The organism is Acinetobacter sp. ABJ_C5_2, assembly GCF_044538485.1.
GTDB classification, from domain to species: domain Bacteria; phylum Pseudomonadota; class Gammaproteobacteria; order Pseudomonadales; family Moraxellaceae; genus Acinetobacter; species Acinetobacter nosocomialis_A.
The window spans coordinates 173,521-185,728 of record NZ_JBIUCS010000003.1 but is presented as its reverse complement, the minus strand read 5'-3'; the positions used below and the strand labels follow the sequence as shown (position 1 = coordinate 185,728).

At 41.0% G+C, this 12,208-nt stretch carries 10 protein-coding genes; 9 read left to right on the top strand and 1 reads right to left on the bottom strand.

The window, feature by feature from the left end; translation table 11 throughout:
* The first annotated feature begins 56 nt into the window (after positions 1-56).
* The 9 genes from ACH8JV_RS05960 to ACH8JV_RS05920 all read left to right on the top strand — a co-directional run bounded on the left by ACH8JV_RS05960 (position 57) and on the right by ACH8JV_RS05920 (position 9,632).
* The gene (locus ACH8JV_RS05960) at positions 57-1,055 is read left to right on the top strand and encodes a sulfate ABC transporter substrate-binding protein (RefSeq protein ID WP_396520162.1); all 999 of its coding nucleotides are present in this window, start codon (positions 57-59) and stop codon (positions 1,053-1,055) included.
* Between the two features lie 226 nt (positions 1,056-1,281).
* Positions 1,282-2,205, top strand: a complete 924-nt coding sequence (rsmH, locus tag ACH8JV_RS05955) for a 16S rRNA (cytosine(1402)-N(4))-methyltransferase RsmH (RefSeq protein ID WP_032027507.1) — start codon at positions 1,282-1,284, stop codon at positions 2,203-2,205.
* Positions 2,205-2,537: a cell division protein FtsL gene (locus tag ACH8JV_RS05950; RefSeq protein ID WP_002051754.1), complete on the top strand. Its 333-nt coding sequence runs from the start codon at positions 2,205-2,207 to the stop codon at positions 2,535-2,537. Before rsmH ends, ACH8JV_RS05950 begins: the two co-directional genes overlap by 1 nt.
* Before the next feature lie 11 nt (positions 2,538-2,548).
* Positions 2,549-4,381 carry a penicillin-binding protein PBP3 gene (gene ftsI / locus ACH8JV_RS05945; RefSeq protein ID WP_263614742.1) on the top strand — a complete coding sequence of 611 codons (1,833 nt, stop codon included), beginning with the start codon at positions 2,549-2,551 and terminating at the stop codon, positions 4,379-4,381.
* Between the two features lie 3 nt (positions 4,382-4,384).
* Positions 4,385-5,884 (top strand): UDP-N-acetylmuramoyl-L-alanyl-D-glutamate--2,6-diaminopimelate ligase, encoded by a 1,500-nt coding sequence (locus ACH8JV_RS05940; RefSeq protein ID WP_396520159.1) that lies wholly within the window; start codon positions 4,385-4,387, stop codon positions 5,882-5,884.
* Positions 5,885-5,892: 8 nt separating this feature from the next.
* A complete protein-coding gene (murF, locus tag ACH8JV_RS05935; RefSeq protein ID WP_343568843.1) occupies positions 5,893-7,293 on the top strand; it encodes a UDP-N-acetylmuramoyl-tripeptide--D-alanyl-D-alanine ligase in 1,401 nt (466 codons plus the stop codon).
* Positions 7,294-8,412, top strand: coding sequence for a phospho-N-acetylmuramoyl-pentapeptide-transferase (gene mraY / locus ACH8JV_RS05930; protein ID WP_263614739.1), 1,119 nt, complete (start codon positions 7,294-7,296; stop codon positions 8,410-8,412).
* Positions 8,413-8,472: 60 nt separating this feature from the next.
* Entirely contained in the window at positions 8,473-8,805 is a 333-nt protein-coding gene (locus tag ACH8JV_RS05925; protein ID WP_396520157.1) for a hypothetical protein, read from the top strand.
* A 2-nt stretch (positions 8,806-8,807) separates the two neighbouring features.
* Entirely contained in the window at positions 8,808-9,632 is an 825-nt protein-coding gene (locus ACH8JV_RS05920; protein ID WP_396520155.1) for a putative RNA methyltransferase, read from the top strand.
* A gap of 17 nt (positions 9,633-9,649) precedes the next feature.
* On the opposite strand, the gene ponA is transcribed toward ACH8JV_RS05920, so the two are convergent.
* Positions 9,650-12,208, bottom strand: coding sequence for a penicillin-binding protein PBP1a (ponA, locus tag ACH8JV_RS05915; RefSeq protein WP_396520153.1), 2,559 nt, complete (start codon positions 12,206-12,208; stop codon positions 9,650-9,652).

Genomic DNA, 12,208 nt, shown 5'->3' with positions numbered 1-12,208 from the left:
GAAAAATAAAAACATAAAAATATAGTATAGTTTAAAAATGAAATTGGTTTTTATAAATGAAAAAAATAGCAATAATTGCGGTCGCTACATATATGGGGTTAGCCGTAAGTGCAGTACAGGCTGCGACTACATTTTTAAATGTTTCTTATGATCCAACTCGCGAATTTTACCAAGAATATAATCAGGCTTTTGGAAAATTCTGGAAGCAACGTACAGGTCAGGACGTTGATTTTAAACAATCCCATGGTGGTTCTGGGAAACAGGCTCGAGCTGTAGCGACAGGCCTTCAAGCAGATGTGGTGACCTTGGCTTTAGCGAATGATATCGATGAAATTGTTAAAGCAGGATATATCCAGCCGAACTGGCAAAAAGAGTTTCCTAATAACTCGGCACCTTATACCTCTACGGTTGTATTTTTGGTGAGGAAAGGTAATCCAAAAAATATTCGTGATTGGAATGATTTAACTAAACCTGGTGTTGAAATTATTACGCCTAATCCAAAAACGGGTGGAGCGCCGCGTTGGATTTATCTTTCTGCATGGGGATATGCTTTAAAACAGCCGGGTGGAAATGATGCCAAAGCAAAAGAGCTGGTTAAAAAACTTTATCACAATGTCAAAGTGCTAGATTCTGGGGCACGTGGTTCGCTGACTACATTTGCTGAGCGTGGAATTGGAGACGTTCTACTCTCTTGGGAGAATGAAGCATTATTGGCAACCAAAGGGCTTGATAAAGATAAATATGAAATTGTTTATCCATCCATTTCAATTTTGGCAGAGCCTTCTGTTGCGATTGTAGATAAAACAGTCGACAAGGATGGTAACCGTACTTTAGCTAAAGGCTATCTCAACTTCTTATATTCACCTTTAGGACAAGAGTTGGCCGCTAAACATTATTTCCGTCCACGTAATCCTCAGGTCGCTGCAAAATATGCAGCACAATTTCCAAAAATTAAATTATTTACGATTAACGATGTTTTTGGTGGGTGGGCCAAAGCTCAGCAAACTCACTTTGCCAATGGAGCCATCTTCGATCAGATTTATGAAGGGAAATAGTAGAGATAAATATAGCTAGAGTAGCCGTTTAAAAATTACTTAAACTTTTAATATTGAAGCAAGTGAACCTGAAAAGGTGAGCTTGCTTTTTTATTTTGCTTAAAAAATGCAAAGAAAACGGTTTTCTCTATGAAAAATTAATATTTTCCTACAAAAAGCCGTTTGGTGTTCATCATAAACAAGGTGATAATGTGCAGTTACATTTTTACGCTATGATTTAACTCCTATGTCGCATATTTCTGTCTTACTTTTTGAGACCGTTGAAAGCTTATTGGCAGATCGCACAACTGGGGTGTATATCGATGCAACCTTTGGACGAGGCGGGCATACGCGCTTATTATTGTCTAAACTCGATGAAAATGCTCGAGTATATGCCTTTGATAAAGACCCTCAAGCTCTGGAAGTTGCGGCTGCTTTAGCACAAGAAGACCCAAGATTTACCATTATTCATGCAAGTTTTGCTGAAATTAAAGAAAAAATGCAGGAAATTGGGGTGCAAAGTGTCGATGGAATTATGGCAGACTTAGGTGTGTCTTCTCCTCAATTAGATCAAGCTGAACGCGGCTTTAGTTTTATGCAAGATGGTCCTTTGGACATGCGTATGGATAACTCTAAAGGATTGACGGCTGCTGAATGGTTGCTTGAAATTGAAGAGGAGCAATTGGCGAATATCATTTATCAATATGGTGAAGAACGATATAGTCGACGTATTGCTAAAGCAATTAAACAAGCTGGAAAATTAGATACGACAGCACAATTGGCTGAACTTGTAAAAACAGCCCATCCAAAATGGGAAAAACATAAGCATCCGGCGACACGTACTTTTCAGGCAATTCGTATTGCTATTAACAAAGAACTAGATGATATTGAAGTGTTTTTGCCGCAAGCTGTAGACTTGCTTAAACCAAAAGGACGTTTGTCTGTGATCAGCTTCCATTCGCTTGAAGACCGGTTGATCAAACAGTTTATTCAAAAAGAATCAACGCTTGCAGAGGACTCTGGTTGGGGCATGCCTCAACAGCAGGTTGATACGAGAAGATTAAAGAAAATTTCACGGGTTCGTGCGAGTGAAGAAGAAGTAAAAGCGAACCCACGTTCACGTAGTGCATGGCTTCGGGTTGCTGAACGCTTGGAACAAAAAGGCGCGTAATGAAAAGCAGTGATGAAATCGAAACCACAGAAAATAAAGTGGTCAAAAAAGTTGTGATATATACAGTCATGGTGGCATTGGTTTTCATCAGTGCCATGATGGTGGTATTACAGGTATTTGAATACCGTCATGATTATAGAGAGTTAAGCTCTTATATGCGTGAACGTGACGACCTCAATGCTGAATGGGGACGTTTATTGATTGAGCAACAAACATTTGGTGCGACTGCTCAAATTGGTACGCGTGCCGTGACACAATTACGAATGTTTTCGCCACCGGCTGCAGAAACGGTGGTAATTTCTTTACCGATGACCTCAGAGCAAAATAAGTAAGGCCTTGCTGTATGGTAGATAAGCGAACAAAGCAAACACGAAAAAAACAGCAGTCTATTTCGGAAAAACCAAGTCTTGCCTTTGATATGTGGCGGTTTTATCTGCTCTGGGCAGTGGTGCTACTGTGTTTTGTGGTATTAATTGCACGTGCATTTTACGTTCAAATTATTAATAAGGACTTTTTACAAAATAAGGCCAATGCCAATATTTTGCGTACTGAACGTGTAGAAGCCATGCGTGGTGTGATTAGTGATCGTCACGGTGTACCTTTAGCGATTAGTAGTCCAATCATGAAAATTGTGATGGACCCACGTGATTATTTTGAAACCAAACATTTATACGATCAAATTACAGCTGAACTAAAACAAGATCCGAAGAATCGTAAATTAAAACGCCAGTTACCAGATAAAAATTTAAACCTAGATGAGCTTGCCGATGTGGTCGGTGTTGACCGTGCTGATCTTAAAAAACAGATGAATGCACGTCCGCGTTCTCGCTATTTGGTTTTGAAGAAAGAAGTACCACCGCAACAAGCCGACCTCATTATGAAAGGTAACTTCCAAGGGGTTTACGCAGAAAAAACTTATAAACGTTATTATCCGCAACCACAGCCAAATGCTCAAATTATTGGCTTGACCAACAGTGAGGGTCAGGGGGTTGAAGGCTTGGAAATGCAGTTGAATAAACAACTTTCCGGTGTAGATGGCGAACAAAAAATTATTCGTGATAAGCGCGGTAACCGTTTAAAAGTTTCTGAAGTAATCCGTGAGGGTGAGCCGGGTGAGAATATCACTTTAAGTATCGACTCTCGCTTACAGTACATTATGTACCGTGAATTGACGGCTGCTGGTGTCGCGAATAATGCACGTTCAGCAACGGCTATTGCGGTTGATGTTAAAACGGGTGAAATTTTGGCTATGACCAGTTGGCCATCTTATAACCCGAATGATAAGAATGGCTTGTCTAATAAAGATGCTATGCGTAACCGTGGTGCGATCGATATGTTCGAGCCAGGTTCAACCATGAAGCCATTCACAATTTCTGCTGCTTTAGAAACGGGTCAATACACACCAAATACCATTGTAAATACCTCACCTGGTTCAATGCGTTTAGGTTGGCATACCATTCGTGATACCCATAACTACGGGACTTTGACCGTAACAGGCGTCATTATTAAGTCTTCAAACGTGGGTTCTGCAAAAATTGCATTATCACTTCCAAAAGAGACATTGCCGACCTTCTTTAATCGTGTTGGTTTTGGTAAGCGTTCTGCTGTGAAGTTCCCAGGGGAAAGTTCTGGTTTAGTACTTCCTGTAAGTAAATTAAACTCTTCTCAAATTGGTACTATGGCTTATGGTTATGGTCTAAACGCAACTATCCTTCAATTGGCTCAAGGCTATGCCATGCTTGCAAATCATGGCGTAAAAATGCCATTAAGCTTGCATAAATTAGATCAGGCACCTAAGGGTGAGCAGGTTCTTAATCCGAAAATTGCTGATCAAGTCTTGTTAATGCTTGAGCAAGTGACTATGCCGGGTGGTACAGCGACGCAAGCCAATATTCCAGGCTATCGAGTAGGTGGTAAAACAGGTACCGCTCATAAATTGCGTGCTGATGGTAAGGGTTACTCAAATAGTGAATATCGTGCTTTATTTGCCGGCGTTGCACCAATCAGTGATCCGCGTCTAGCTGTTATTGTGGTTGTGGAAAATCCACAAGGTCGTTATTACGGTGGTTTGGTTGCTGCCCCAGTTTTTGCTCGTATTATGCAAGAGTCGCTACGTTTAATGAACGTGCCGCTTGATAAGCCACTTAATACTCCACAGAATCCTACTCGCAGGTAAGCTATGACTGTTTCTTTTCAAGAAATTAATCCAATCGAGATTGATGCTCAATGGCCTCACCAGCCATTTCATGGCTTTGGTTTAGATAGTCGTAAAATCGAAACAGGCCAAATTTTTATTGCTTTGACCAGTTATAGCCAACCTGAAAAAACACGTACATTTGCTGAAGCAGCTTTAGCAAATGGAGCGCTCGCTGTTATTAGTGAAACCGAATTAGGTGTGGCAAATGAGTGGGTATGTCCTGATGTGCGCCAGCGCATGGGTGAGTGGCAAAAACGTTATTTACAACAGACTGATACAGTTAAACCATTACGGATTATTGCTGTAACAGGAACGAATGGTAAAACGACTATTTCTCGCTTAATTGCTGAGTTAATTAGTTCACAACAGCAGCGCTGTGCAGTGATGGGGACGACTGGTAATGGTATTTTACCGGACTTGACACCTTCTACGCATACCACTCTTGATGCTCTACAATTACAAAATGAATTACATGCTTATGCTAAGCAGGGGGCAACTTTTGCTTCTTTAGAAGCGAGTTCACATGGTCTTGAGCAAGGCCGACTAAATGGTTGTGATATTGAAATTGCTGTCTATAGTAATTTAAGTCGTGACCACCTCGACTATCATGGCACCCTAGAAGCTTATGCAGAAGCAAAGGCTCGTTTGTTCCAGTTTAATTCGTTAAAAGTTGCTGTGATTAATCTAGATGATGCTCATGCAGATTTAATGATTAAGTCTGTACAGAATAATCCTGCACAACCTAAAATTTTGACTTATTCGCTTACTCAAAATACAGCCGATTATTACATTACCGATTTAAGTTATAGCTTGGCAGGTGCAACCTTTAATTTGGTAAGTCAGCAAGGTTCATTTGCGGTAGAAAGTCCGTTATTAGGTCATTTCAATGTTGAAAACCTAATTGCAGCACTTATTGCTGCTGAGCAAGCCGGTTTCGATTTACAAGTATTAGTTAATTTTGTTCCTAAACTAGTTGGTGCCCCAGGCAGAATGCAAGTCATTCGTGATGATGAGCGACTATTTGTAGTCGATTATGCTCATACGCCAGATGCATTGATTCAAGTGCTTAAAACATTAAAGCGTCATGTTTCTAATGAGCTTTGGGCAGTATTTGGATGTGGTGGTGATCGTGATCGTGGTAAGCGTCCACTTATGACTCAAGCCGCTTTAGATGGCGCAAATCCGGTTATTTTGACTTCAGATAACCCAAGAACAGAAGACCCTGAACAGATTTTTGCTGACATGAAGCAAGGAATCGATTTTTCAGGGCACCGTATGCATGAAATTCATGACCGACGTGAAGCCATTAAATTTGTTGCACAGCAAGCTCAAGCTGGTGACATTGTGGTGATTGCCGGTAAAGGACATGAAAATTATCAAGAAATTAATGGTGTGCGTCACTGGTTTGATGATGTGGTTGAAGTGCGTTCTGCGATTGATGCACAACATCATACGGTAGATGCTGCTTACCCTGCACAATAGGAAAAATTATGCATACTTCAACCACCAGTACCGTGCCTTTGGAACCGTGGACAGCTCAACAATTACAACAGGCAACGCAGGGTTACTGGCATAAAGACCAGATCCCTCAAACTGAAATTAAACGTATTTTGACTGACTCGCGTCATGCAGAAAGTGGGGACGCCTTTTTAGCACTAAAAGGTGAACGTTTCGATGCACATGATTTCGTTGCACAAGTTGCAGCAAATGGTTGTCAAATCGCTATTGTTGAACGTCCATTAGATGTTGATATTGCTCAGCTTGTGGTTGCTGATACTCGTTTGGCTTTGGGGCAATTCGGTGCTTATCGCCGCGAACAAAATGCTCAATTGAAAGTGATTGCTTTAACAGGCAGTAGTGGCAAAACCACCACCAAAGAAATGCTAGGAAGCATACTCTCTCGTTTAGCGCCTACACTCATTACCCGAGGGAATTTAAATAATGACCTTGGTGTGCCGATGATGCTGCTCGAGCTTCGTAAGGAACATCAGTATGCAGTGATGGAACTTGGCGCAAGTCATCAAGGTGAAATTGATTACACATCAAAACTTGTTCAGCCACATGTTGCTGGCATTTTAAATATTGGAACTGCTCATTTGGGCGAGTTCGGCGGGCGTGATGGCATTTGTCGTGCAAAATCGGAAATTTATCGTCATATTTTGCCTCAGGGCGTTGCCATTGTTCCGCAACAAGACGACTTCACTACCGAGATTCGTGAAGCTGCGAAAGGTCATCAAATCTCTACCTTTGGTACAGGTGGTGACGTCTTTGCTACAGATATTGAATTATTGCCGCAGTCTGCCAATTTTCAGCTACATACGCCTCAAGGTTCTAGCCTTGTAAGATTGCCATTTGCTGGTGAGCATAATGTACAAAATGCAACGGCAGCCGTAGCGTTTGCTTTAGCATTAGGTATTAGCCTAGAAGATATTGTAAAAGGTTTAGAGCAAGCGCAAGGTGCGAAAGGCCGTTTGAACTTTATTCAAAAAGCACCTTACTTGTTTATTGATGACACTTATAACGCTAATCCAACGTCCATGCGTGCTGCGGCACAAGTATTACTTCAACAAAATGGCATTAAAGTCATGGTGATGGGGGATATTGGTGAGTTAGGCGATAGCAGTTGGCAAGAACATCACGATTTAGGTCGCGACCTCGCCGAGCTTCCTCTAGACCATATTATTGCAGTGGGGCAGTTTGCCTCAGCAGCTCTCGAAGGTGCAGGCCTTCATTCTAATAAATTGAAAGCATTTCAGACTCAAGCTGAGGCGCTTCCATTTTTAATCAATCTAATCCAAACACATCAACCACAGTCCATGAGTTTCCTGTTTAAAGGTTCTCGCTTTACTCATATGGAAACGTTGATGGCTGATTTGATGGAGAAACTTTAAATGCTGTTATGGTTGTTTGAACACCTTGCGGGCTATCACAGTTCGTTTCAGGTCGTTCGTTATTTAACATTACGTTCTTTACTCAGTGTATTAACCTCACTGACCATTGGTTTGGTTCTCGGGCCGATCATGATTCGTAAATTACAGGCGTTAAAATACGGTCAGGCAGTAAGTTCATTTGCTCCTGAAAATCATGCTAAAAAAATGGGTACACCGACGATGGGCGGGATTTTAATCCTACTCTCAATCGGTATTAGTACTTTGTTATGGGCTGATTTATCTAACCCTTATGTTTGGATTGTGCTTGGTGTAATGGTTGTATTCGGCGCAGTTGGCTGGGCAGATGACTGGATTAAAATTCGCTATAAAGACAATGCTGGTTTACCTGCTCGTAAGAAGTTCTTCTGGACTTCTATTGCGTCACTCGGTGCTGGTATCGCCTTATATTTAATTGCAACTGAACAATCTAATGCAGAACACACTGCAAATATGCTGGATTTATTGATTCCTTTCTTTAAGAATCTTTCAATTCCACTTTCTATTGTTCCATTAGGTCTAGCATTTATTGTATTCACTTATTTAGTGATTAACGGTGCATCTAATGCGGTTAACTTAACTGACGGGTTAGATGGCTTAGCCATTATGCCAGTCGTTATGGTTGCTTCTGGTTTAGGTGTATTTGCTTACTTATCTGGCGATATCCGTTTTGCTAATTATTTGCATATTCCATATGTTAAATATACTTCAGAACTGGTTGTAATCTGTTCTGCCATGATTGGTGCAGGTTTGGCATTTCTTTGGTATAACGCCCATCCGGCTCAAGTCTTTATGGGTGATGTGGGTGCTTTAGCTCTGGGTGCAATGCTTGGAACAATTGCCGTTATGGTACGCCAAGAAATCGTATTTGCGATTATGGGTGGTGTTTTTGTGATGGAGGCTGTATCGGTCTTCTTGCAAATCGGGTCGTTGCGAATGCGGAATAAGCGCGTATTTTTGATGGCACCTTTGCATCATCACTATGAAAAACAAGGCTGGAAAGAAACCCAAGTGGTTATCCGGTTCTGGATTATTACGATTATGCTAGTGGTTTTAGGCCTAATGACCTTAAAATTGCGCTAGAAATTATTTTGGTGTCAATATAAAGCCAGTTTCTACTGGCTTTTTTTATTGGAGAGGTAAATGACAAACGTTGTTGGGCTAGACCAATTATCTGTAATTAACCAGAAAGTGGTTAGTGATGGGGAAGTGTTACCTCAAGTTGTACTTAAAGATGGCAGTCAGGTACAAACTGGAACAGTAGCGACGATGCTGCATAACATTGATTTGTATAATGCAGGGCAAAGAGGCCAAATTGAAGAGGAATTAAAAATTGCGATTCCGACTTTAATTAAAATTGGTTTATTTGATTTGTTTGAAGTAGATGAATGGATTAATGGAACAAATGCGGGCCGTACTTTTGTTGGTACGCAAGCAAAGGCTTATTTACAACAAGAAGAACAAGAGAATAATTAAAAGTGACTATGCAAAATTTAATGTGTCCCGTGTGTCGACAGAGACTCGAATTAGTAAGTAAAACTTGGCGATGTGATCAGGGCCATAGCTATGACATTGCAAAACAAGGTTATGTGAACTTACACGTTGTACAGCATAAACACAGTAAAAATCCGGGGGATACTCCCGAGTCTGTAGATGCGCGCCGTGCCTTTTTACAAGGTGGCTATTATCAACCTTTACAGCAAGCTGTAGTTGATTTACTGAAACAGCTTAAAGCCAAAGCTGTACTTGATATTGGTTGTGGCGAGGGCTATTACACCAGTGCAATGCAGCATGTTGTTGAGCAGTGTATAGGCGTAGATATTGCAAAAAATGCAGTACAACGTGCAGCAAAGTTAAATGACAAAGTGACTTGGGTTGTGGGTACAGGAGCAACTTTACCTGTAATCGATCAAAGTATGGATGTGTGTACCAGCCTTTTTAGTCCGATTCCGCAAGCAGAAATTTTACGTGTGCTAAAAGATGATGGATATCTAATTGTTGTCACACCTGCAACTGAACATTTATATGCGATGCGTGAAGCACTGTTTGAGCAGGTCAATCCGCACACACCGCAAAAATTTGTTGAACAACTGCAAGATTTATTTGAGTTGAAAGAACAGCAAGTTATAGATGCTCCTTTATTACTTGACCAAGAAGTGTTAAAGAATCTGATTGCTATGACTCCATATGCATATAAGGCCTCTCCAGAGCGCCGTATGCAATTAGAACAACAATCACACCTGCAAGTAACAGCATCATTTCAAATCTATCTTTTCCAAAAGCGTAATAAAAAAGCCATCTAACGATGGCTTTTTTATTTTTACTCAATTTGATTAATCAAGTTTTCTAATTCATCTTTGTCACGCTTCGGCGCTGATCCTTGTGAAGGCTTCATTGCTGGAGGCGCTGCTTTAGATGGAATTACAATTTCCTCACCAGGTAAGTCATCAAAGTCATTATTGGTGTTAGCTTTCGGTTGTGGCGGTGCAGGACGATAGAGTGGACGTGCTAATGGCGGTGCAGCACGATATGTTTTCTTATCTGTTACTTCAGTAACGACGGCTTGTTTGTCACGAGAAATCGGCGCCTGAGCATCTTTATCTAAACTCACCCAAGCTGCTGGAGTACCTTTTAGGGATTGGTCCATAAAGTTAATCCAGATTGGCAATGCCGCAATACCGCCATACTCGCGACGACCAAGTGTCGTTGGTTGGTCAAAGCCGACCCATGTAATCGCAACTAACTTGCCATTAAAGCCCGCAAACCATGCATCTTTTGCATCGTTCGTTGTACCTGTTTTACCACCTAAGTCACTACGACCAATTTTAAGTGCAGCACGACCTGTACCATGCTCAATTACATCACGTAAGATATTTGCCATATCATAAGCTGAGCTTGATTTTAAAATACGCTGAGCTTGACGATATTGGCTGTTATTTTTATCAGTTTGTTTAAGGTTAAGCTGTTTAGCTGCCTTTTCTTTCTGCTCTAATTCTTTATTGGTAACTTCAATAACTTGATCATCTGGTGTAGTTGTCTGCGCATCACCTTTGGTTTCAGGGGCATTAATACATGGAATACATGCATATTCTGGTTTAGCTTCGTAAATAACTTTGCCGTATGCATCCTCAATACGTTGGATGAAATGTGGTTGAACACGGTAACCACCGTTTGCAAATGCTGCATAACCTGTTGCCATTTGAATTGGTAACACTTGAGGTGTACCTAGAGCAATCGTGTAGTTACGCGGAATTTGATCTTCTTGTAAACCAAAATCCATGAATAACTGGCGAGTACGTTCAATCCCTACTGTTTGTAAAAGTCTTACTGATACCGTATTACGCGACAAATACAAAGCACGGCGTAAAGGGATCATACCTAGATAACGGCCATCAGAGTTCTTCGGTGTCCATTTACCAATGGTAATTGGACTATCGTTGACCATGCTGTAAGGAGTCATACCACGCTCTAACGCTAAAGCATAGAGGAATGGCTTGATCGTAGAACCAGGCTGACGCCAGCCTTGTAAAGCACGGTTAAATTTTGATTGATAGAAATTATAACCACCAACAATGGCTTCAATTGAGCCGTCATTTGGGTTAATTGCAATAAGCTGGCCTTGAACTTTTGGTACTTGAACTAACGACCATGCAGTTTTGGTATCATTTGGTCGTAAACGAACAATATCTTTCACTTTAACAATTTGAGATGCACGTGAAGGTGCTCCACCTACACTATTCGCATTGCGATAGGGGCGTGCCCATGACATGCCAGACCATTGCACAGTAACTGTTGAGCCATCTTGCATTAATGCTTCAAAAGAGTTGCTATTTATCTTGGTGACTTCCGCAGGGTAGGTGTTGGCATAAGCTCTAAATTGGCTTAATGGTTTGTCATGTGCTTCAGCTCCACGCCAGCCATGACGACGGTCATAAGCTTCTAAGCCATCTTGTACAGATTTCTCTGCAATAGCCTGACGTTGGGCATTAATAGTTGTATAAACCTTATAGCCTGAGTCAATTGCTTGTTCACCAAAGTGTTTTACAAGCTCTGAACGGACCATTTCACCTGCATATGGGTGAATATTATTTAGGTCGCGGTTAGGCATGTTCAAGTTAATCGGTTCTGCAACAGCCTTTTGATATTCTGCTTGAGAAATATAACCGAGCTGCAACATACGTCCTAAAATCCAGTTACGGCGTTCAAGTGCGCGCTCTGGGTTAACAACTGGGTTGTATTTAGACGGTGCTTTCGGTAAGCCAGAAATCATAGCCATTTGAGCAATGCTAAGCTCATTAATACTCTTGTTATAGTAAATTTTTGCAGCAGCTGCGATACCGTAAGCATTTTTACCCAAGAAAATCTTATTGACATAAAGACTTAAGATGTCTTCTTTAGATAAGTTTTGCTCAATTTTTCGAGCCAAAAAGATTTCTGTTAGTTTGCGTTTTAATGTTCTTTCCGGACTTAAATAATAGTTCTTTGCAACCTGCATGGTGATGGTCGAACCACCTGTTTGCACATCAGAACCAGTCACACTTTCACTCAAAGCACGACCTAAACCTTTAAAGCTAATGCCACTGTGTTCAAAGAAAGAAGAATCTTCTGCTGCTAGGAAGGCATGAATAAAATTAGGAGGAATTTGTTTGTATTCAACCGGAATAGAAAGTTTGCCACCGTACTCAGCAATAAGTTGGTTGTCGGCTGTATAGACTTGCAATGGCTTTAAAAGCGGTGCTTTTTTTAGTGAACTCATTTCCGGGAGGGTTGGGGCAATATAGAGATACATGCCATAAAATCCCATCGGAAGTGAGACTAAGATAATAATAATGATCAAAAAAATTGGACGCACGAAGCCCAAACTGGATAGCTTTTTCAT

What these genes read in the sequence shown, in the direction of transcription:
- ACH8JV_RS05960 (WP_396520162.1), top strand. Translation starts at nt 57, where the DNA reads ATGAAAAAAATAGCAATAATTGCGGTCGCTACATATATGGGGTTAGCC.
- rsmH (WP_032027507.1), top strand. Translation starts at nt 1,282, where the DNA reads ATGTCGCATATTTCTGTCTTACTTTTTGAGACCGTTGAAAGCTTATTG.
- ACH8JV_RS05950 (WP_002051754.1), top strand. Translation starts at nt 2,205, where the DNA reads ATGAAAAGCAGTGATGAAATCGAAACCACAGAAAATAAAGTGGTCAAA.
- ftsI (WP_263614742.1), top strand. Translation starts at nt 2,549, where the DNA reads ATGGTAGATAAGCGAACAAAGCAAACACGAAAAAAACAGCAGTCTATT.
- ACH8JV_RS05940 (WP_396520159.1), top strand. Translation starts at nt 4,385, where the DNA reads ATGACTGTTTCTTTTCAAGAAATTAATCCAATCGAGATTGATGCTCAA.
- murF (WP_343568843.1), top strand. Translation starts at nt 5,893, where the DNA reads ATGCATACTTCAACCACCAGTACCGTGCCTTTGGAACCGTGGACAGCT.
- mraY (WP_263614739.1), top strand. Translation starts at nt 7,294, where the DNA reads ATGCTGTTATGGTTGTTTGAACACCTTGCGGGCTATCACAGTTCGTTT.
- ACH8JV_RS05925 (WP_396520157.1), top strand. Translation starts at nt 8,473, where the DNA reads ATGACAAACGTTGTTGGGCTAGACCAATTATCTGTAATTAACCAGAAA.
- ponA (WP_396520153.1), bottom strand. Translation starts at nt 12,208, where the DNA reads ATGAAAAAGCTATCCAGTTTGGGCTTCGTGCGTCCAATTTTTTTGATC.